This is a genomic window from Pseudonocardia thermophila (assembly GCF_900142365.1).
GTDB classification, from domain to species: domain Bacteria; phylum Actinomycetota; class Actinomycetes; order Mycobacteriales; family Pseudonocardiaceae; genus Pseudonocardia; species Pseudonocardia thermophila.
Genome location: NZ_FRAP01000015.1, coordinates 63,580 through 84,099 on the forward strand (window position 1 = coordinate 63,580; position 20,520 = coordinate 84,099).

At 71.3% G+C, this 20,520-nt stretch carries 19 protein-coding genes and 1 pseudogene; 13 read left to right on the forward strand and 7 right to left on the reverse strand.

Annotation, left to right across the window (positions count from 1 at the left end; all coding sequences use genetic code 11):
• Positions 1-27 precede the first annotated feature (27 nt).
• Positions 28-657, forward strand: coding sequence for a TetR/AcrR family transcriptional regulator (locus BUE41_RS19195; RefSeq protein WP_084755409.1), 630 nt, complete (start codon positions 28-30; stop codon positions 655-657).
• A gap of 163 nt (positions 658-820) precedes the next feature.
• Here the strand turns inward: BUE41_RS19195 and BUE41_RS19200 are convergent, their stop codons facing one another.
• From BUE41_RS19200 to BUE41_RS32460, 3 genes are read right to left on the reverse strand one after another with little or no spacing between them, the layout of a single operon-like run.
• Complete coding sequence (locus BUE41_RS19200) at positions 821-1,714, reverse strand: alpha/beta hydrolase (protein ID WP_073458528.1); 894 nt, start codon at positions 1,712-1,714, stop codon at positions 821-823.
• A gap of 3 nt (positions 1,715-1,717) precedes the next feature.
• On the reverse strand, positions 1,718-3,331 hold the full coding sequence (locus BUE41_RS19205) for a flavin-containing monooxygenase (protein ID WP_073458529.1): 1,614 nt from the start codon (positions 3,329-3,331) through the stop codon (positions 1,718-1,720).
• A 13-nt stretch (positions 3,332-3,344) separates the two neighbouring features.
• On the reverse strand, positions 3,345-4,427 hold the full coding sequence (locus tag BUE41_RS32460) for an alcohol dehydrogenase catalytic domain-containing protein (RefSeq protein WP_073458530.1): 1,083 nt from the start codon (positions 4,425-4,427) through the stop codon (positions 3,345-3,347).
• A 91-nt stretch (positions 4,428-4,518) separates the two neighbouring features.
• Here BUE41_RS32460 and BUE41_RS19215 point away from each other — a divergent pair, with 91 nt between their 5' ends.
• The 3 genes from BUE41_RS19215 to BUE41_RS19225 all read left to right on the forward strand — a co-directional run bounded on the left by BUE41_RS19215 (position 4,519) and on the right by BUE41_RS19225 (position 7,635).
• Entirely contained in the window at positions 4,519-5,982 is a 1,464-nt protein-coding gene (locus tag BUE41_RS19215) for an aldehyde dehydrogenase (protein ID WP_073458531.1), read from the forward strand.
• The gene (locus tag BUE41_RS19220; protein WP_073458532.1) at positions 5,979-6,677 is read left to right on the forward strand and encodes a histidine phosphatase family protein; all 699 of its coding nucleotides are present in this window, start codon (positions 5,979-5,981) and stop codon (positions 6,675-6,677) included. Before BUE41_RS19215 ends, BUE41_RS19220 begins: the two co-directional genes overlap by 4 nt.
• A gap of 256 nt (positions 6,678-6,933) precedes the next feature.
• Entirely contained in the window at positions 6,934-7,635 is a 702-nt protein-coding gene (locus tag BUE41_RS19225) for a FadR/GntR family transcriptional regulator (RefSeq protein ID WP_084755413.1), read from the forward strand.
• 123 nt (positions 7,636-7,758) lie between these two features.
• Here the strand turns inward: BUE41_RS19225 and BUE41_RS30860 are convergent, their stop codons facing one another.
• Complete coding sequence (locus tag BUE41_RS30860; protein WP_159444935.1) at positions 7,759-7,935, reverse strand: hypothetical protein; 177 nt, start codon at positions 7,933-7,935, stop codon at positions 7,759-7,761.
• A gap of 73 nt (positions 7,936-8,008) precedes the next feature.
• Here BUE41_RS30860 and BUE41_RS19230 point away from each other — a divergent pair, with 73 nt between their 5' ends.
• The 3 genes and pseudogenes from BUE41_RS19230 (at position 8,009) to BUE41_RS19240 (ending at position 10,242) form a co-directional block, all read left to right on the forward strand.
• Positions 8,009-8,500, forward strand: a complete 492-nt coding sequence (locus BUE41_RS19230; protein ID WP_073458534.1) for a TetR/AcrR family transcriptional regulator — start codon at positions 8,009-8,011, stop codon at positions 8,498-8,500.
• A gap of 15 nt (positions 8,501-8,515) precedes the next feature.
• Positions 8,516-9,076: pseudogene (locus tag BUE41_RS32970) on the forward strand (CocE/NonD family hydrolase); the annotation flags it as partial.
• A gap of 26 nt (positions 9,077-9,102) precedes the next feature.
• Positions 9,103-10,242: a CocE/NonD family hydrolase gene (locus tag BUE41_RS19240; RefSeq protein ID WP_143172246.1), complete on the forward strand. Its 1,140-nt coding sequence runs from the start codon at positions 9,103-9,105 to the stop codon at positions 10,240-10,242.
• 91 nt (positions 10,243-10,333) lie between these two features.
• Here BUE41_RS19240 and BUE41_RS19245 read toward each other — a convergent pair whose 3' ends face one another.
• Genes BUE41_RS19245 through BUE41_RS19255 form a run of 3 tightly spaced genes read right to left on the reverse strand, consistent with a single transcriptional unit; the run spans position 10,334 to position 14,195 of the window.
• The gene (locus BUE41_RS19245) at positions 10,334-11,638 is read right to left on the reverse strand and encodes a (Fe-S)-binding protein (protein ID WP_234997424.1); all 1,305 of its coding nucleotides are present in this window, start codon (positions 11,636-11,638) and stop codon (positions 10,334-10,336) included.
• 5 nt (positions 11,639-11,643) lie between these two features.
• Positions 11,644-12,747 (reverse strand): FAD-binding oxidoreductase, encoded by a 1,104-nt coding sequence (locus BUE41_RS19250; protein ID WP_234997426.1) that lies wholly within the window; start codon positions 12,745-12,747, stop codon positions 11,644-11,646.
• Positions 12,744-14,195 (reverse strand): FAD-binding oxidoreductase, encoded by a 1,452-nt coding sequence (locus tag BUE41_RS19255; RefSeq protein WP_073458537.1) that lies wholly within the window; start codon positions 14,193-14,195, stop codon positions 12,744-12,746. Before BUE41_RS19255 ends, BUE41_RS19250 begins: the two co-directional genes overlap by 4 nt.
• A gap of 71 nt (positions 14,196-14,266) precedes the next feature.
• On the opposite strand from BUE41_RS19255, the gene BUE41_RS19260 reads away from it, so the two are divergent.
• From BUE41_RS19260 to BUE41_RS19285, 6 genes are all read left to right on the forward strand, one after another.
• Positions 14,267-16,393, forward strand: coding sequence for a malate synthase G (locus BUE41_RS19260; RefSeq protein WP_073458538.1), 2,127 nt, complete (start codon positions 14,267-14,269; stop codon positions 16,391-16,393).
• Positions 16,394-16,412: 19 nt separating this feature from the next.
• A complete protein-coding gene (locus BUE41_RS19265) occupies positions 16,413-16,946 on the forward strand; it encodes a GNAT family N-acetyltransferase (protein WP_073458539.1) in 534 nt (177 codons plus the stop codon).
• A 112-nt stretch (positions 16,947-17,058) separates the two neighbouring features.
• Positions 17,059-18,750 (forward strand): sodium:solute symporter family protein, encoded by a 1,692-nt coding sequence (locus tag BUE41_RS19270; protein ID WP_073458540.1) that lies wholly within the window; start codon positions 17,059-17,061, stop codon positions 18,748-18,750.
• 15 nt (positions 18,751-18,765) lie between these two features.
• Positions 18,766-19,044: a hypothetical protein gene (locus BUE41_RS19275; protein WP_327194777.1), complete on the forward strand. Its 279-nt coding sequence runs from the start codon at positions 18,766-18,768 to the stop codon at positions 19,042-19,044.
• A 227-nt stretch (positions 19,045-19,271) separates the two neighbouring features.
• The gene (locus tag BUE41_RS19280) at positions 19,272-19,793 is read left to right on the forward strand and encodes a gamma carbonic anhydrase family protein (protein ID WP_073458541.1); all 522 of its coding nucleotides are present in this window, start codon (positions 19,272-19,274) and stop codon (positions 19,791-19,793) included.
• Positions 19,793-20,473 carry a uracil-DNA glycosylase gene (locus BUE41_RS19285; protein ID WP_073458542.1) on the forward strand — a complete coding sequence of 227 codons (681 nt, stop codon included), beginning with the start codon at positions 19,793-19,795 and terminating at the stop codon, positions 20,471-20,473. The genes BUE41_RS19280 and BUE41_RS19285 overlap by 1 nt, the downstream gene beginning before the upstream one ends.
• Positions 20,474-20,520 lie beyond the last annotated feature (47 nt).

The window sequence follows — 20,520 nt, forward strand, 5'->3', positions numbered from 1 at the left end:
ACCGACAGCGACACGCGGGAGGCCGTCATGTCTGAGTCATCCGGACGCTCGATCCGCTCCGGTGAACGGGGACGGGAGGTGCTCGACGCCGCGGCAGCCGTCTTCGCCCGCAAGGGATACGCCCAGACGAGCCTGGATGACATCGCCGACGAGCTCGGGGCGACCAAGGGGCTGATCTACCACCACTACCGGAGCAAGGAGTCGCTCCTGCTGGACGTGCTGACGACCGGGGCGAAGACGCTCATCGACGGGGTGCGCCAGATCGCCCGGTCCGACGGCGACCCGCGGGCCCGCCTGCGCGCAATGGCCCGCGAGCACGTCCGGATCACCATGACGGACGTCGCCTACCAGCGGACGGCCTTCCGCAGCCTGCCGATGCACGTCTACCTCGCCCGGCGGTCGGTGGACGAGCGCTGGGGCAAGCTGCACGAGCTCCGCGCGGAGCACGAGGGCATGTTCCGCGACGTGATCGAGCAGGTGCTCAAGGAGGACGGGCGCACGCTGGACTCGGTGGACACCCGGACGCTCGCCCGGGGCATGCTCGGCGCCTTGAACTGGGTGAACGTGTGGTATCGAGAAGAACGCGACCAAGACGTCGACGGCATCGCCGACACCCTGGCCGAGTTCGTGGTCAACGGCGTCTCCCCACGCCCGTAGGCATTCCCGGCCGCGTGCGGTCACATCCCGTCCTCCCGCGTCGCCGCACACCTCCGGCATCGAGATGCCGAGCTCGACCTCCTTCTGCTCGGGTGCAGGCTCGAACATGTCGCCTCCGGTGACGCGTCGATCGCACGGGTCGCGGACGGATGCCGGGCGGGTGTCACCCGGTGAGGACACCGGCCACCTGCCGTGCGCTCCAGGCGAGCGCCGCCGCGGCGGACGCGGGAGCGGGGTTGAGCGTGACGAATCCGTGCACCTGGCCGGACCAGCACCGGTGGTCGACGTCGACGCCGCCAGCTCGCAGGTGCTCGGCCAGGGCCTGGCCCTCGTCTCGTAGGACGTCGAACTCGGCGGTGACGACGACCGTGCGCGGCAGCGGGGGCACCGGATCCCAGCGCAGTGGGGTGGACCAGTAGGCGTCGCCGCCCGGGGCGTACAGCTGCCAGAACCAGCCCATCGTCGATGTCGGCAGGACGACTTGACAGTCCGGGTCGCGGTGGCTCGGGGCCGCGCGCTCCGGGTCGACCGCGGGGTAGAACGCCACGACGGCGTCCGCGCGGGCTGTGTCCGGTTGCCGGGCGACGGCCGCCAACGCCAGGTTCGCGCCCGCACTGTCACCGGCCAGCACGATCCGTCGCCCCGGACAGGCCCGTGCGATCGACCGCCAGGCGGCGGTGACGTCGTCGATCGCGGCGGGATACGGGTGCTCCGGGGCAAGCCGGTAGTCGATCACCGCGACGTCTGCCGACCACGCGGCGGCGAGCCGGCGGGCGAACGGCAGCGACGCCGCCGCGGAGCCGAGGACCCACCCGCCGCCGTGCACCCACAGCACGACGGCGGGCGGGGCGGGATCGACCTCCAGCACGAGCATCGTCCGGTCCGTTCCCGCGACCTCGCGGACGAGCTCCCGCGCCGCGGACGGGCCGGGATCCTGACCGGGCCGCAGGACCCCGGAGACGGTCCGGGCCTCGGCCACACCCAGGGTTTCCAGCGGGGGAGCCGACGATGTGCCCTTGGCGGTGAGGATGGCCGCCACTTCGGGATCGATCCCCACCGGTCAGCTCCTGACGAAACCCGAGTAGCCGGCGGCCGCGACTTCCTCGGTGCGCCGGGCGTACGCGGGGAAGCCACCCGCGTACGGCATGAACACCCGCGGCTTGCCGGGCACGTTGGCGCCGATGTACCAGGACTTGGCCTTGAAGAACATCGTTCCCTCGGCGAGCTCGTTGGCGTGCTTGACCCAGGCGTCGGCCGCAGCCGCCTCGGCCTCGATCCGGGTGAAGCCGCGGTCGCGCTGGTCGTTGAGCAGTTCGGTGAGCCACTCGACCTGCTGCTCGCCCGTGGTCACCACGTTGGCCAGCACGGACGGCGAGCCGGGCCCGGCGAGGTAGAAGAAGTTCGGGAAGCCGTGCACCGCGATGCCCAGGTGGTTGACCGGGCCGCCTCGCCAGGCGTCGCGGAGCAGCTCGCCGTTGGCGCCCTTGATGTCCAGCCGGGTGAGCACGCCCGTCATGGCATCGAACCCGGTGGCCAGCACGATGTCGTCGACCTCGAGCAGTCGCCGGTCGGTGCGGATGCCACGGGCCTCGAATCCGGTGATCGACTCGGTGCCGAGCAGGTCGACCAGCTCGACGTTGTCCCGGTTGAACGTCTCGTAGTAGTTGGTGCCGACGCAGATCCGCCGCGCGCCGACGGGGTAGCCGGTGGGCATCAGCTTCCGGGCCACCTCGGGGTCGCGGACGATCTCCCGGATCTTGCCGTGGATGAACGCGGCGAGAGTTGCGTTGGCTTCCTCCGATGTCTTCAGGTCGGTGAACGCTGAGGTGATGTTCGTGCCGCCCAGGTCCCAGAACCGCTGGTAGCGGGCGTTGCGCTCCTCCTCGGAGACGTCGAACGCGGACTGCGTCGGCAGCTCCTTGAGGTATGCGGAGCTCATCGTGCGAACTGTTGCGCGACGCTCTCGGTATGTGGCCTTGACCGCGCGGTCCTCTGCCTCGGTGATGGGCCGGTTGCGGGCGGGGACGACGAAGTTGGGGGTGCGTTGCAGCACGTACAACCGCTCGGCCTGCTCGGCGATGATCGGGATGGCCTGCACGCCCGACGAGCCGGTGCCGATCACCGCCACGCGGTGGCCGTGGAGATCGACTTCCTCACGCGGCCACTCCGCAGTGTGCAGGATCCGCCCGGCGAAGGCGTCCATCCCGGGGAACTGCGGCTTGATGGGAGAGGTCAGCGGGCCGGTGGCCATCACGACGTAGCGCACCCGGATCGGGTCGCGCTCGGAGAACGTCACCCGCCAGCTCCGAGAGGTCTCGTCCCAGTCCATGCCGGTGACCGTGGTGCTGAACGAGATGAGGCGGCGTAGGTCGAGCCGGTTGGCGACGAAGCCGAGGTACCGCCGGATCTCGTCGGCGTCCGAGAACCGCTCGCTCCAGGTCCACTCCTGCTCCACCTCGGGGCTCATGGACAGGCTGTAGTCGTGGCTCTCCACGTCGCACCGGGCGCCGGGGTAGCGGTTGTTGTACCAGGCACCACCCACGTCGCCGTTGGTCTCGACACCCATCACGTGGTGCCCGGCGTTGCGGAAGTGATACAGGGCAGCGAGCCCGGAGAACCCGGCGCCGACGACGAGGACCTCGGCGTCGACCGTAGAATTGCGGGCGGTTGTCACTTCGTGGTGCCTTTCAATCGAAAGTGATAACTGTCCGCGCGTACGACGCGCGGTCCATGACGTCGAAGGCCGCATTGACCTCGTCGAGCGGGACGGTGTGCGACACGAGCGCGTCGAGGTCGAGGCGGCCTTCGACGCACAGCCGCTCGTAGTTGGCCACGTCGCGAGCGAACTGGCCGCCACCCATCTTCGATCCCTGGACGCGGCGCTCGCTCATCATCAACGGCTCGAGCGGCAGAGTGACGTCGGCGCCCATCCGGGCCATTCCGACCGAGGTCAGGGTGCCGCGCACCCCCAGCATGGCGAATCCGCCGCGCACGGTGGCCGGACTGCCGACAGCTTCGATCACGTGGTCCGCGCCGCCACCGGTCAGCTCGACGACTTCGGCGGCCGCGTCGTCGCCCGCGAGGACCCCGTGAGTGGCTCCGAACCGGCTGGCGATGGACAGCTTGGCGGGGTCGACGTCCACCGCGACGATCGGTGACGCGCCACTGAGCCGCGCGGCTGCGACAGCGCTGAGGCCCACACCGCCGCAGCCCACGACGACGACCGATTCCCCGGCTCGCACACGCGCGGTGTTGATGACCGCTCCCATGCCGGTGACGACCGCGCAGCCGAGCAGGCAAGCGGTCGCGAACGACAGCCGGTCGCCGATGCGGGCGACCCCGCTGGAGTGGACGAGCACCTGCTCGGCGAATCCGCCCACCCCCACGTATGCCTGAACCGGCCGGCCCTCGAGGGAGAGCCGCGGAGGCAGGTCGCGAGGCCGGGAGCGCGGCTTGTTCCGGCAGTGCTGGGGATGCCCTCCGACGCACCAGCGGCACGATCCGCAGAACATCGTTCCGGTCACCACGACTCGGTCGCCTGGACGCACGCCGGTGACACCCCGGCCGACCTCGAGGACCTCTCCGGCGACCTCGTGGCCGAGCACGACCGGGAGCCCGGGCTGCTGTCCGCCGCGTGCCGCGGTCAGGTCGGAGTGGCACACCCCGGACGCCCGCACCTCGACGAGAACCTCGTCGTCGAGCGGCTTGTCGATGTCCAGCTCGGTGACCCGGAGTGGTTCTCCGTAGCCGGCGAGGATCGCTGCTCGCATCGTCGTCTCCCGACTCGCAACTCATTCGTTCGAGACCATACAACCTATTTATGGTATTAAAAAGAGGTTGGGTCGAGGTTGAGGAGAGCTGGTGCCACCTGTTCGCGATCAGCGCCAAGACAAGGTCTTCATCGGGGGCCGCTGGACGGAGTCGGATGGAGGTGCGCTCGTCGACGTCCTGTTTCCCGGCGACGGCACACCCATCGGGCAGGCCCGCCTGGGCAGCACCGCCGACATCGACCGGGCGGTGAAGGCCGCCGCGGCCAGCTTCGCGTCGGGTGTGTGGCGCGACACTCCTCCCGCGCAACGCCGGGCCGTGCTGGATCGCGCCGCGGACATCCTCGAGGCAAAGATCGAGCTCCTGGCCGACGTCATGACGAGCGAACTGGGATGCCCCCACTGGTTCGCGACCGGGTACCACATCCCGTCGCCGTTGCGGAACCTGCGCTACTACGCCGAGCTGGCTGAGACGTATCGGTACGAGGAGGTCCGCAGCGACGGCAAGAACCGGTCGCTGGTGATCCAGGAGCCGGTCGGTGTCGTGGCCGGGATCACCCCGTGGAACGCGCCGCTGGGCACGCCGATCCTCAAGGCCGCGCCGGCGCTGGCCGCGGGCTGCTCGGTGGTGCTCAAGCCCGCGCCGGAGACCCCCTTCCTGGCCGGCCACCTGGCCGATGCGCTGGCCGAGGCGGGCCTGCCGGAGGGCGTGCTGAGCGTCGTGCCCGGCGATCGCGAAGTCGGCGCGCACCTGGTGGCGCATCCGCTGGTCGACAAGGTGGGGTTCACCGGCAGCACGGCGGCCGGCCGCGCGATCATGGCGGCGTGCGCGCAGCGGATCGCCCGGCCGACGCTCGAGCTGGGCGGCAAGTCGGCTGCGGTCGTTCTCGACGACGCCGACACCGAGCAGTTCCTGCGCGGCTACGTTCCGGCCGCGACAATGCTGTCCGGACAGGCCTGCATCGCCCCGACCCGGGTGCTGGTGTCCCGCAGGCGCGCCGACGAGATCATCGACGCGCTCACCGAGGCATTCGCCGCGCTGCGCGTCGGCGACCCGTTCGATCCGGAAACCCAGGTCGGACCGCTGATCAGCGAACGGCAGCGCGACCGGGTGCTCGGCTACTACCGCAAGGGCGTCGAGGAAGGCGCCAAGGCCGCCACCGGCGGCGGTGTCCCGCAGGGCGATCAGTACGCCCGCGGCTGGTACGTCGAGCCGACCGTGTTCGTCGACGTCACCTCCGACATGGCGATCGCGCAGGAGGAGATCTTCGGCCCGGCGATCGTGGTGCTGGTCTACGAGGACGAGGACGACGCGGTCCGCATCGCCAACGACTCGATCTACGGCTTGTCGGGATCGGTGTGGTCGGCCGACCAGGAGCACGCTCTCGCCCTCGCGCGCCGTATCCGCACCGGCATGGTCAGCATCAACGGCTTCGGGCAGGCGAAGGGTTCGCCGTTCGGCGGGTTCAAGCAGTCGGGCATCGGCCGGGAGATGGGCCCGGAGGGCATGACGGCCTACCTGGAGACGAAGTCCGTCGGGATCGGCCCGGACGCATGACCGGCACGTTCTACCTCGTCCGGCACGGCGAGACGAGCTCGAACCTGATCGGTGCCCTCGACACCGCCGCGCCCGGCCCGGGACTCACCGAGCGCGGCCGGGAGCAGGCCAGGTCGCTGGTCGCCCACTTCCGTGACATCCCCATCGCGTCGATCCACGTCAGCAATCTCACCCGCACGCACCAGACGGCCGCGCCGCTGGCCGCCGATCGGGGCCTGGAACCGATCGAGCACGCCGGGTTGCGCGAAGTGGGTGTCGGAGAGCTCGAAGGGCGCAGCGATCACGCGTCGGTGGCCACCTATCACGCACTGTACCGGCGGTGGCTAAGCGGTGAGATCGACGATCGCCTACCCGGCGGCGAGTCCGCACGGGAGGCGCTCGAGCGCACCGACGCCGTGTTGTGCTCGCTGGACCTGTCGCACGGGCCTGCGGTGGTGTTCAGCCACGGGTCGACGATCCGCCTGTGGGTGGCCATGCGGTGCGTGAACGTGGAGCCGTCGGTCGGCGCTCGGTTCATCGAGAACACCGCGGTGGTGAAGATCGCCGGCGGGCGCGGTACCTGGCGCTTGGAGTCGTGGGACCAGCGTACCGACCCGGCCCGCGACGCGCCGCCGGCAGGATCACCCGCCCCTGCCCCGAGTGATCGAGTCGCGGCAGCCGATGCGTCGCCATCAGGCCACGACGTCGTGGCCTGATGGCGACGCGGCGATCGGACCCGGCGGCCGGTTCCAGTCACCTGGTCGAGGACGTGACCAGCGGTACCGTCAGTGCCCGGCGTGCTTCTGGGCGATGTCGCGGCAAGGGGCCACGCGTCAGGTCGGCACGCGAGGTGAGCTCACCACTACCGAGCGCGGTGCCTCCGTTACGGCAAACACCGTATATTAATCGCAAGAATGTGCGGATCTGCTCCCGGGAGCCCACGTGACGCTGGTACGACCCAGGAAGACGGCGGTGCACCTCGCACAGCGCATCGCTGCCGACATCAACGAACGGGGCCACAAGGTTGGCGACCGGCTGCCGACCGCGAAGGAGATGCAGGCCGAGTACAACGTCGGCCACGGCACGCTCCGCGAGGCCTTGCGGTACCTCGAGCTGCAGGGTCTCATCTCGCTGCGCACCGGCCCGCAGGGTGGTCCGATCGTCCGGCAGCCCGACGCCGAGGCGCTGTCCACGACACTGTTGCTGCTGCTGCAGTTCCGCAGGGCCCCCTACAGCGCGGTCACCGAGGTCCGGTCGGCGCTCGAGCCCGTCATGGCGCGGCTGGCCGCCGAGCGGACGACCGACGAGCAGCTCGATCAGATCCGCGAGAGCGTCGAGAACATGGAGCGCGCGCTCGACGAGGAGGGCCCGTTCATCGCCGAGAACAAGCGCTTCCACAAGCTCGTCGCGCACGGCTCGGGCAACGACATCTTCGGGTTCTTCATCGACTCGATGATCGAGATACTGGACGGCTCGCCGATCGGCAAGGAGTACCCGGCCGCCCGCCGCGCCGCCGTGGCGAAGGCGCACCGGGCCATATACGAGGCGCTCGCCAGCCGTGACCCGGAGCTCGCGGCCAAGGCGATGGCCGATCACGTCGGGCAGTCCGTGTCGTACATGAAGGGCCGGTACGCCGAAGCGTTGGCGGCTCCGATCACCTGGACCATCAGCTGAGTGCGGACGGCGTGTTCGCGCCGGGCGGTCGGGGCACCCTGACGGCGCTCCCTCCATGGTGCAGCGCACCCGGTCGGCCGGCGAGCCGGTCCACGTCGGGATCGAGGCGAGCGCCGTCCGCGGCTACGTCCGCTCCTTCTGGGCGTGTCCGCGGTGGCAGGCGTCGTGGTAGGCGATGCCGGCGCGGACGGGGTGGCGCGGCACGCGGGGGCCGTCGGCGAGGGTGTCGACCAGCACCTCGTGGACGTCGCTGACGGATCGGGAGGAGCGGGCCGCTACGCCGGTCCGACGGATGGTCAACCGGTGTCGGTGGATACGCTGGGACGCCGTAGTACTCTCGCGCCGGGCTGGCGGGGGATCTCGAAGAGGGCGGATGTCGCAAGCACGAGGCCGGGGCGGTGCCTCGTCCCGGCGGCGGGACGACGCTGCGCGACGTGAGGAGATCACGGCGCGGCTGGAGGAGATCTTCCTCGCCGAGGGGTTCAGTTCGTTGACCTTCGACGACCTGTGCCGGCGCCTGCACTGCTCGAAGACGACCCTGTACCTGGTGGCCGCGACTCGCGAACAGATCATCCAGCGGGTCACGCGGCGCTTCTTCCAGAAGTCGACGGAGGTCATCGAGGCGGCGATCGCCGGGACCGAGGACCCGGCCGAGAGGATCGTGCGCTACCTCGCCGGCGTCGGCGCGGCGATGAGCCGGAACTCGCGGCAGTTCTACGAGGACATGGTTTCCTACGAGCCGACCGCCGCCATCTACCGCCTCAACGCCCGGGCCGCTGCGCGCCCGAGGCTGTCGCTGCGCGGTCGACGGGGGATTCCTGACCGCTCTGCGGTGACGCAGAGCCGGAACGCGTCCTCGTGCTGAAACTGTGGGGTTCCAATGGTTCGTTCCCGATCTCGGCGGTCCGTCCTCGGTGTGCTCTGCGCGACCGCCGCGGTGTTCGTCGTGTCCTGCGCCGCCCCGCAGGCGGCGCAGCCGGAGCAGGATCATCGCGGCGGCCGGGTGACGGCGGCGCCGGATGTCCGGGCCTGGTTCGACTACGATCGGCCGGCCTCGTTCGACAGCGTGGTCTCCGCGATCGAGGTGCCGACCCGCGACGGTACGAAGCTCGGCTGCAACCTGGTCAGGCCGGCGCGCGGTGGGGTCCCGGACGACGGTCCGCACCCGGGGATCGTCCACTCGTTCTGGCCGTACCGGAATTCGGTCGCTGCGGAGCACGAGTACCTCGCCGAACGCGGGTACAACGTGCTGCTCTGCTACGTGCGAGGCACCGGTACGTCCGGTGGGAGCTTCCCGACCTGGTTCGAGCCCGTCGAGGCGCAGGACGACTACGACGTGATCGAGTGGCTCGCCGCGCAGCCCTACTCGACCGGAGACGTTGCGCAGGTCGGGGGGAGCTACGGCTCGATCACGGCCTACCGCGCCGCGGCGCTGAAGCCGCCGTCGCTCGCACCATCGTGCCGTTCGTGTCCCCCACGAACATCTACGCCGAGTGGGTCTACCCCGGCGGGGTCCCGTCCACGATGGGGGAATGGTGGCAGACGTTGCCGGTGGTATCGGACACCGACCGCGTCAGCACTCTGCGGTCCTTCCAGGAGAATTCGAGCTACAACGAGTTCTGGGAGCAGATCGCCATAACCGAGGAGTTGGCGCAGGTCGACGTGCCGGTGCTGCACATCGGCGGCTACTTCGACATATTCAAGGAGGGTGGATTCGATGCCCTGCGGCAGCGGCCGGACAAGACGTGGCTGATCACCGGCCCGTGGACCCACTGGGATTTCCTGGCCGTGCCCGGCGAGGACGCTCCGGCGGCGGTCGATCTCTCCTACGGCGTCATCCTCCAGTGGCTCGACCACTGGCTGCTGGGGGACCAGAGGGCGAGCGTGCCACCGTCGCGGGTCATCAGCTTCGAGAACACCTCCACAGCGGGAGAGGGCACCTGGGGCGCGCACGACACCTGGCCCGTCGCCGGTGTTTCCACCACGCGGTTGTTCCCGGCGGCCGATGGTGGTGTGAGCGCAACGGCCCCGGCGTCGGGTGAGTGCAGCTACTCGGTCAATCCCTACGACGGTCCGTCCGTCGGCCAGACGGGGACCATGCCGCACGCGGCGGATCAGGATCAGGCGGCGAACGAGGGCGTGGACAACGCGCGCGGCAACGGCCGCTGCAGGTGGCCCGACGGCGGCCGGGAAGACGGCGTCTGCGGCCGGACGACGTTCACCCTCCCGGCGTTCGACACCGACACCTCGATCGCCGGCCCGGTGACCCTGCACCTGACCGCGTCCATCACCGCGGCGGACACGCACTTCGTCAGCAAGCTGGAGACGGTGCTGCCCGACGGGCGGGTCCTGCCGATCGAGACCGGGTACCTGCGCGCCCAGCTGCGCACCAGCCTCAGCCGGCCGGAGGAGATCGAGCCGGGCAAGCCGATCCCGTACACCATCCCGCTGGGGAACATGCACTGGAAGTTCAAGGCCGGCGAGAGGCTGCGGGTGACGCTGAGCGGCGGTGACTTCCCGAAGATCAAGCCCACCGCGCCTGCCGGGATCGTGACGATCCACCACGGCACCGGCACGTACCTCGACGTGCCGGTGGTCGGAAGCTAGGGAACGACCGCCGGGCGATCGCTGATCCCGCGCAGCGGCCCGGTCTCCGCTGCGCGGGATCAGCCGAACGCTGTGGCGCTCGGCGCCGGCGCTAGTGCTGCGGGACCGGCACCCCGCGGATCGAGGCGTCGAGCAGCTGCACCGGGTGTAGCAGCGGCCGCTCGCCCCGCAGGTGCTTGCCGATCTGCAGCAGGCACCCCGGGTTCGCGGTGACGACGACGTCCGGCTGGGTGGAGCGGACGTTCGCGGCCTTGCGTTCGCCCAGCTCGGCAGCGGCCTCGGGGTGGAGCAGGTTGTAGATGCCCGCGGAGCCGCAGCACAGCTCAGCCTCGGGCAGGTCCACCAGCTCCACGCCGGGGATCGAGGCGAGCACCGCGCGCGGCTGCGCCCGCACCTTCTGGGCGTGCCCGAGGTGGCAGGCGTCGTGGTAGGCGACGCGGGCGCGGACGGGGTGGCGCGGCGCGCGGGGGCCCTCGGCGAGGGCGTCGGCCAGCACTTCGTGGACGTCGCGGACGGAGCGGGAGAAGCGGGCGGCGCGCTCGGCCCACTCGGGGTCGTCGGCGAGCAGGTGGCCGTACTCCTTCATCGACGAGCCGCAGCCGGCCACGTTCGTGACGATCGCGTCGACGCCGAGCACCTCGAACGTCTCGATCGTGCGCTTGGCCCGGACGAGCGCCGGGGCCTCGCGACCGGAGTGCAGTTCCAGCGCACCGCAGCACTGCTGGTCGCGCGGCACGACCACGTCGAAGCCCTCGGCGGCCAGCACCCGTACGGTGGCGGCGTTGACGCGGTGGAAGAACACGTCCTGCACGCAGCCGGTGAGCAGCGCGACGCGGCCGCGCCGGTTGCCGCCCACGGCCGGGGTGACGCGGGGGAGCCGGGCGAACGCCTCCCGGACGGCGACCGGCGGCAGCAACGACTCCACGGCAGCCAGCCGGGCGGGCAGCGTCGCGGTGATGGTCGAGACCAGCTTCGCGACCGAGGGAGCGCGGCGCAGCCGCTGGTAGAGCGCGCCGGGCAGGGCGGCCAGCCGCAGCCTCCGCTTGTACGGGAACAGCGCGAAGATCGCGCCGCGGAACAGCTGCTCGCCCCGCGGGCGGGGCACGTTGCGCTCGATCTGCGGGCGCACCGCCTCCAGCAGCCGGTCGTACTGCACGCCCGACGGGCAGGCGGTCACGCACGCCATGCAGCCGAGGCAGTTGTCGATGTGCTCGGTGAAGGCCCCCTCGAGGGGGATCTCACCCTTCTCCGCGAGGTCCATGAGCAGGATGCGGCCGCGCGGGGAGTCCATCTCCTCGCCCCACAGCCGGTAGGTGGGGCAGGTGGGCAGGCAGAAGCCGCAGTGCACGCAGTCCGAGAGCAGCTCGCGGGCCGGTGGGCGGTGCGCGTCGAACACGGGTGTCACATCCAGGGGTCGAAGCGGCCCGGGCCGAGCCGGCCGGCTGGGTCGAGGGACTGCTTGACGGCGCGCAGGACCTTCAGCGCCGACGGGGGCGGCCCCCACGCGGAGACGGACGCGCCGGCGGGGCGGCGGCGCAGCACCGATGTGCCGCCGGCGGCCGCGACGGTCTCGTGCGCGGCGGCGACGTCCTGCGCATCGAGCACGACGGTGGCGATGCCGGTGCCCAGCCCCGCGGTGATCGCGCGGGCCGGGAGCGCGGTCAGCACGCCGGGCAGCTTGGACGGGCGGACGCCGATGCGCAGCACCGCATCACCGGGGCCGCCGCGGACGATCGCGGCGTGCTCGGCCCAGCGGTCGTCGCCGTCGACGGCGCCGGGCAGGACGGGGCGCAGCCGGTCCAGGCGGGCGTCCATCGCGGCGGCGGTGCCGTTGAGCCGGACGAGCAGCGTGCCGGCGTCCGGGGTGGTGCCCAGCCACTCCAGCGCCACCGCCTCGTGCGGCCCGGCGAGCACGGCCCGGGCCAGCTCAGCGGCCTCGGTGAGCGAGCAGGACACCGCCAGGGTGGCCTCCCGCTCGGGCACCGGGTGCAGTCGCAGCACCACCTCGGCGATCACGGCGAGGGTCCCGTACGAGCCGTGCAGCAGCTTGGCCAGGTCGTAGCCGGCCACGTTCTTGATCACGTGTCCGCCGCTGCGGGCGACCGTGCCATCGGCCAGCACGAGCGTGACCCCGATGACGAGGTCGCGCATCGACCCGAACGCCAGACCGCACGGGCCCGCGTCGCCGGTGGCGACGAGTCCCCCGACGGTGGCGCCCTCGGCGACCCGGGCGGCGTCCAGGCTCACCCGCTGGTGGTGCGGGGCCAGCTCCTCCTGCAGCTGCCGCAGCGGGGTCCCCGCGCGCACGGCGACGGTCATGTCGCCCGGGTTGTGCACGACGATCCCGGCGAGACCGGTGGTGTCGAGCACCGCGTCGACCGGCCCGAGCGGGCCCGCCCAGTCGGCGGCCGTGCCGGCGCCGGCGATCCCGAGCGTGCCGGAGCTGTCCAGGACTGCGTCGCGCAGCTCCTTGAGATCGGTGGGGTGCAGCATCGATGCGGTCACAGCCGTTCGATCACTCCTGCCTCCTCCAGCGGGTGCGGCCGGTACTTGCCGGGCTCCCCGCACAGCCGCGGGGTGGGCAGCACCTTCCCCGGGTTGCAGATGCCCTGCGGGTCCCACGCGTCGCGCACCCGCGCCATCACGGCGAGATCGTCCCGGGAGAACATCTTCGGCATCGAGCACGCCTTGTCGGTGCCGATGCCGTGCTCGCCCGACAGCGATCCGCCCATCTCCACGCACAGCTCCGCGATGGCCGAGGTCAGCTCCTCGGCGCGGGCGGTCTCCCCGGCGGCGCCGTCGTAGAGCACCAACGGGTGCAGGTTTCCGTCACCGGCGTGGAACACGTTGGCCACCCGCAGGCCGGCCGAGCGGCTCATCGCGGCGATCCGGTCGAGCGTCTCGGCGAGCCGGGTGCGCGGCACGACGCCGTCCTGGACGAAGTAGTCCGGGCTGATCCGCCCGACCGCGGCGAACGCCGCCTTGCGGCCGCGCCAGATCGCCGCCCGCTCCTCGGCGGAGCCCGCGATGTGCAGCCTGGTGCAGCCGTGCGCTTCGCAGATCCGCCGGACCTGCTCGAACGTCGATCCGCACTCCTCAGCGGGGCCGTCCAGCTCGACGACGAGCGCAGCCGGGGTGCCGATCGTGTACCCGGCGTGCACCGCCTCCTCCGCGGCCTCGATGGCCAGTGCGTCCATCATCTCGACGGCGGCGGGCACGATCCCGGCCGCGACGACGTCGGAGACCACCTCGCCCGCCGCGGCGACCGACGGGAAGTCCGCCAGCAGCGTCCGCACCGTCTCCGGGGTGCGCAGCAGCCGCACGGTGACCTTGGTGACGATGCCGAGCGTGCCCTCGGAGCCGAGGAACAGCCCGCGCAGGTCGGGGCCCTGCTGCTCGCCGGTGTCGGAACCGAGGGTCACCGTCGAGCCGTCCGGGAGCACGACCTCGACCGCCAGCACGTGGTTGGTGGTGAAGCCGTACTTCAGGCAGTGCGCGCCGCCGGAGTTCTCCGCGACGTTGCCGCCGATCGTGCACACCTGCTGGCTGGACGGGTCGGGCGCGTAGTACAGCCCGTACTGCGCCACGGCGCGGGTGACGTCGAGGTTGGTGACGCCGGGCTCGACGACCGCGCGCCGGTCCACCGGGTCCACCTCGAGGATCCGGTTGAGCCGGTTCAGGCCGATCACCACGCCGTCGGCGACCGGGAGCGCGCCGCCGGAGAGCCCGGTGCCCGCGCCACGGGCCACGAACGGCACCTCGTGCTCGGCGCAGACCCGCACGGCCGCGGCCACCTGCTCGGCGGTGCGGGGGAGCAGCACCAGCTCAGGGACGACCCGGTGCCCGGTCAGGCCGTCGCACTCGTAGACCCGGCAGCGGACCGGGTCGCTCAGCACGTCCTGAGGATCGAGCACGGCCTCGAAGGCTCGTCGCGCAGCACCGTCCAGCGGCATTGCCCCACCGTACGACGACACAAGAAATTCCGCAATGCGGAAAACAAAATCCGCATGCTAGAATTCGTGTCGTGGCTGCTCTGGAGATCGATCCCGCCCTTCGTTCGTTCGTGGCCGACGAGCTGTTGCCCGGTCTCGACATCACCCCCGAACGCTTCTGGGAGGTGCTCGACAGCCTGCAGCAGCGCTTCGCCGGGCGCATCGCGGAGCTGCTCGCGCGCCGCGACGAGCTGCAAGCGCGCATCGACAGCTGGCACGAGGAACAGGGCGGGGCCGGGGACCCGGCCGCCTACGAGGCGTTCCTCACCGAGATCGGCTACCTGCTCCCCGAGGAGCAGCCGCACATCACCGTCACCGACGTCGACCCGGAGATCGCCACGATCGCCGGGCCGCAGCTCGTCGTGCCCGCGACGGTGCCCCGCTACGCACTCAACGCCGCCAACGCCCGCTGGGGCTCGCTCTACGACGCCTTCTACGGCACCGACGCGCTGCCGCCGCTGGACCGCGGGCTCGCTCCCGGCTACGACGAGGAGCGCGGTGCGCAGGTGATCGCCGAGGTCGACCGGCTCCTCGACGAGTTCTTCCCGCTCGCATCCGGCAGCCACGCCGACGCCACCGCCTACACGGTCAACAACGGGCAGCTGGTCGTGCACACCGCGACGGGGGAGACCGGGCTGGCCGACGCCGACCAGTTCGCCGGGTACTCCGAGCGCGGCGTGCTGCTGCGCCGCAACGGGCTGCACGTCGAGCTGCACATCGACCGCGAGCACCGGGTCGGCCGCCAGCACCACGCCGGGATCGCCGACGTCGTGCTGGAGTCCGCGGTCACCACGATCATCGACCTCGAGGACTCCGTCTCCACCGTCGACGGCGAGGACAAGGCGCACGGCTACCGCACCTGGCTCGGCCTGATGACCGGGAAGCTCGAGGCCACGTTCGAGAAGGGCGGTCGCACGATGACGCGCGTCGTGCACGGCGACCGCACCTGGACCGCGCCCGACGGCTCCCCGCTCACCCTGCCCGGGCGCGCGCTGCTGCTGGCCCGCACCGTGGGCCACCACATGACCTCGGGCGCCGTGCTCGTCGACGGCGAGGAGGTCGCGGAGGGCGTGCTGGACACGCTCGTCGTGGCCACCGCCGCGCTGCACGACCTGCGTGGGCTCGGCCGGTTCACCAACTCCCGCACGGGCAGCGTCTACATCGTCAAGCCGAAGCAGCACGGCCCCGACGAGGTGGCGCTCACCGTTGAGCTGTTCGCCGCCGTCGAGGAGGCGCTGGGCCTCGCCCCGTGCACGCTCAAGATCGGCATCATGGACGAGGAACGGCGCACCTCGCTCAACCTCGGCGCCTGCATCGCCCGCGCTGCCGACCGGGTCATCTTCGTCAACACCGGCTTCCTCGACCGCACCGGCGACGAGATCCACACCGACTTCCACGCCGGCCCGGTCGTGCGCAAGGAGTCGATGAAGTCCTCGAAGTGGCTCTCCACCTACGAGGACTCCAACGTCGACGTCGCGCTGGCCGCGGGCTTCGCCGGCCGCGCGCAGGTCGGCAAGGGCATGTGGGCCAAGCCCGCCGCGATGGCCGCGATGCTGGAGCAGAAGGGTGCCCAGCCGGAGGCAGGTGCGAACACCGCGTGGGTGCCGTCGCCGACGGCCGCCACCCTGCACGCGCTGCACTACCTGCGCACCGACGTGGCCGCCCGCCAGCGCGAGCTCGCCGGGCGGCGCACCGACCGGCGCGGCATGCTCGCCGTGCCGCTGCTCACCGAGCCCCTCACGCCCGAGGAGATCCGGCACGAGCTGGAGACCAACGCGCAGTCGATCCTGGGATACGTCGTGCGCTGGGTCGGGCTGGGCATCGGCTGCTCCACGGTGCCCGACCTGGAGGGTGTCGGCCTCATGGAGGACCGCGCCACCCTGCGCATCTCCAGCCAGCTGATCGCCAACTGGCTCCACCACGGCATCGTCGACGAGGAGACCGTGCGGGTCACGTTCGCGCGCATGGCGGCGCTGGTCGACGAGCAGAACGCGAGCGAGCCGGGTTACCCGCCGATGGCGGCGGACCTCGAGGGCAGCGAGTCCTTCCAGGCCGCGCTCGAGCTGGTGTTCACCGGTGCCACCGAGCCCAACGGCTACACCGAACGGGCACTGACCACCTGGCGGCAGCGGGCGAAGGCCCGGGCGAAGAGCAGCTGAGCGATCGTAGGGTCGAGGCGTGCTCGAGCTGCGCCGCGTCCCGATCGACCACCCCGACGCCCGGCAGCTGATCAACGGGCTGTTCGCCTTCTACGGCGAGGTCTACGGCGGTGAGGGCGACGCGACTCCCGTCGACGTGGCCGAGTTCTCCCCGCCCCGCGGGGCGTTCTACGTCGGCTACCTCGACGGGGAACCGGTCGCGTGCGGGGGCTGGCGGGCGCGGGACCACGACCCGGCCGATCCGCAGGTCCGCGACGGCGACGCGGAGATCAAGCGGATGTACGTGGCGCCCGGGCACCGCGGCCGCGGCTTCGCCCGCGCCGTCCTCACCGCGCTGGAGGAGAGCGCCGCGGCGGCCGGGCGCACCCGCGCCATCCTGGAGACCGGCAGCCCGCAGACCGCCGCGATCCGGCTCTACGAGGCGGCCGGCTACACCCGCATCCCCGGCTTCGGCCGGTACCGCCGATCCCCGCTGAGCCGCTGCTTCGCCAAGCTGCTCGTGGGGGCGCGCACCTCGGTGTCCGCCGAGGTCCCACGATCGGGCGCCGGCTGATCACGATCTCGGCGCGCTCCGGCCGCACCTCTGGCGCCGGGCGCTCCCAGGGCAGATGATGCGCTGCGGCGCGCATGAGGGAGCGCACATCGACGCATCAGGGGGCTGCCGGATGACGGTGCTGGCGCAAGCGGTCGAGACCCGCCTGGACACGGCGTGGTACGACTACGTCTTCATCGCTTTCTACTTCGCGCTGGTGCTCGGCATCGGGATCGCAGCGCGCAGGTCGGTCTCGTCCAGTCTGGACTTCCTGCTGTCCGGGCGGGCGCTGCCGGCGTGGGTCACGGGCCTGGCGTTCATCTCGGCGAACCTCGGCGCGCTCGAGCTGATCGGGATGATGGCCAACGGCGTCAAGTACGGCGTGCCCACGGTGCACTACTACTGGATCGGCGCGATCCCGGCCATGGTGTTCCTCGGTATCGTGATGATGCCGTTCTACTACGGCAGCAAGGCCCGGTCGGTGCCGGAGTTCCTGCGCATGCGGTTCAACAAGACCACCCAGCGGGTGCAGGGCGTGGCGTTCGCGCTGGCCTCGGTGCTGATCGCCGGGGTGAACCTGTTCGCGCTCGGGCTGGTGATGCAGGCGCTGCTGGGCTGGTCGCTGGCCGTGGCGATCCCGGTCGCGGCGCTCGTGGTGCTCGCGTACACGTTCTTCGGCGGGCTCTCGGCGGCGATCTACAACGAGGTCCTGCAGTTCTTCGTCATCCTCGCCCTGCTCATCCCGCTCACGGTGGCCGGGCTGGTGCGCGTCGGCGGCTGGAACGGGCTGAAGGAGCGGATCACCGAGGCCGGCTTCCCCGACGACCTGGCGTCCTGGCCGGGCACGTCGCTCACCGAGATCCCCAACGGGTTCCTGTCGGTGATCGGCATCGTGTTCGGTCTCGGCTTCGTGCTGTCCTTCGGCTACTGGACGACGAACTTCGCTGAGGTGCAGCGGGCGCTCTCGGCGCGCAGCATGTCGGCCGCGCGGCGCACACCGATCATCGGGGCGTTCCCGAAGGCGCTGATCCCGCTGGTCGTGGTGGTGCCGGGCATGGTGGCCGGGGTGTTGGTGCCGCAGCTGGTGGCGCTCAAGCAGTCCGGCACCGACGCCCCCGAGGGCGGGGTCACCTACAACGACGCGCTCACCCTGCTCATGGGCGAGGTGCTGCCGAACGGGCTGCTCGGGGTGGCGCTGGCCGGGCTGCTGGCGGCGTTCATGGCCGGGATGGCGGCCAACGTCTCCTCGCTCAACACCGTCTTCACCTACGACCTGTGGCAGGACTGGATCCGGCCCGGCCGCTCCGACCGGTACTACCTGCAGGTGGGGCGGGTCGTCACGGTCGTCGGCTGCCTGCTGGCGATCGGCACCGCGTTCATCGCGAGCGGCAGCCAGAACCTGATGGACTACATCCAGACCCTCTTCAGCTTCTTCAACGCCCCGCTGTTCGCGATCTTCATCCTGGGGCTGTTCTGGAAGCGGATGACGGGCCCGGCGGGCTGGACGGGCCTGGTGGGCGGCACGCTCGCCGCGGTCGTGGTCGACCGGTTGGTCGCGGCCGACGTGATCGACGTGTCGAGCCAGGCCGGCAGCTTCATCGGGGCGTCGTCGGCGTTCGTGGTCGGGGTGGTGATCGCGATCATCGTGTCGTCGTTCACCACGCCGAAGACCGACGAGGAACTGCGCGGTCTGGTGTGGGCGCTGACGCCGAAGGAGGCGCGCACGCACGAGGCCGTCGGCGTCGACGCCGGCTGGTACCGCTCGCCGATGGTCCTCGGCGGCCTCGTGCTCGCGCTGACCGTCGTCCTCTACATCGTCTTCTGACCGGGGAGGGAAACCGTGGCTGAACTGGGGAACGACTCCGCCGGCGAGGCGGAGGAGGTCCACCACGCGGCGTCGTCGCTGTTCGATCTGCGCACCGTGATCGCGTTGCTGTTCGGCGTCTACGGCCTGTTGCTGCTGATCATCGGGATCGTCGACACCACGCAGGAGGAGATCGAGAAGTCCGGCGGGCTGCACATGAACGTCTGGAGCGGGGTCGTGATGCTGGTCGTGGCCGCGCTGTTCTTCACCTGGATGCGGCTGCGGCCGGCCCGCCCGCCGGAGACCTCCTCCTGAGCGGGGTTCAGCGGCGGCGCAGTGCGGGCGGCGGGTTGAACGCGAACAGCGTCCACTCGTCCAGGCGGCGCACGGTGCGGCGGATGCGGTCGATCACTGCGTCTCCTCTCGATGAGGGTCGTCTCCAGGGGTGTGCACCCGGTACAGCGCGCACGCTTTCTGGATCGTTCCAGTCGATCAGGTGAGGCCGCTCACGACCGGCTGACGGGGCCTCCTAGGCTGAGCCGGTGCCCATCTATGCACTCGGTGACAGCGAGCCCGACATCCATCCCGAGGCGTACGTCCACCCGGACGCGGTGGTGATCGGCAACGTGAGGATCGGTGCGGAGGCCTCGATCTGGCCGACGGCGGTGCTCCGCGGCGACGAAGGGCGCATCGAGGTGGGTGCCCGCACGAGCATCCAGGACGGCTCGATCATCCACACCACGCCCGAGGAACCCACGATCATCGGCGACGAGGTCACCGTCGGGCACAACGTGCACATCGAGAGCGCCACGATCGGCGACCGGGCGCTGATCTCGTCCGGGTCGGTGGTGCTCAACGGCGCGCGCATCGGGGAGGGCGCGGTGGTCGCGGCGGGCGCCGTCGTGTCGCCGCGCGCGCAGGTCGCCCCCCGGACCATGGTGATGGGGATCCCGGCCAGGGTGCGGGAGGGCTTCGAGGTCGGCCCCGAGTACGCGGAGCACGCCGTTGCGAGCTACGTCGCGCGGGGCAAGCGGTTCCGCGCCGAGCTGCGGAGGATCGACTGATGGCGGGCAAGCCCCTGGAGGAGATCGTCGAGGCGGGCTGGGCGAAGGCGCTCGCCCCGGTCGCCGGGCAGATCGCCGAGATGGGCGACTTCCTGCGCGCCGAGCTGGCAGCGGGCCGGCGCTACCTGCCGTCCGGGCAGAACGTCCTGCGCGCGTTCCAGCAGCCCTTCCACGAGGTGCGGGTGCTCATCGTCGGGCAGGATCCTTACCCGACGCCGGGGCACGCAGTGGGCCTGTCGTTCTCGGTCTCGCCCGAGACCCGGCCCCTGCCGCGGTCGCTGGTGAACATCTTCCGCGAGTACTGCGACGACCTCGGCCACCCCGAGCCGTCCACCGGGGACCTCACACCGTGGACCCGTCAGGGCGTGCTGCTGCTCAACAGGTGCCTCACCGTGACCCCCGGCAAGCCGGGCTCGCACCGCGGCAAGGGCTGGGAGGCGGTCACCGAACAGGCGATCCGCGCCCTGGTCGCCCGCGACTCCGAGCCGCTCGTGGCGATCCTGTGGGGCCGTGACGCGCGTAACCTCGTGCCGCTGCTGCAGGACGTGCCGTGCATCGAGTCCGCGCACCCGTCACCGATGTCGGCGGCGAACGGCTTCTTCGGCTCGCGGCCGTTCAGCCGGGCCAACGCGCTGCTGGAGGAGATCGGCGGCGAGCCCGTCGACTGGAAGCTGCCCTGACGCACGGCGAAAGGCCCTCCGACCAGCCGGTCGGAGGGCCTTTCACC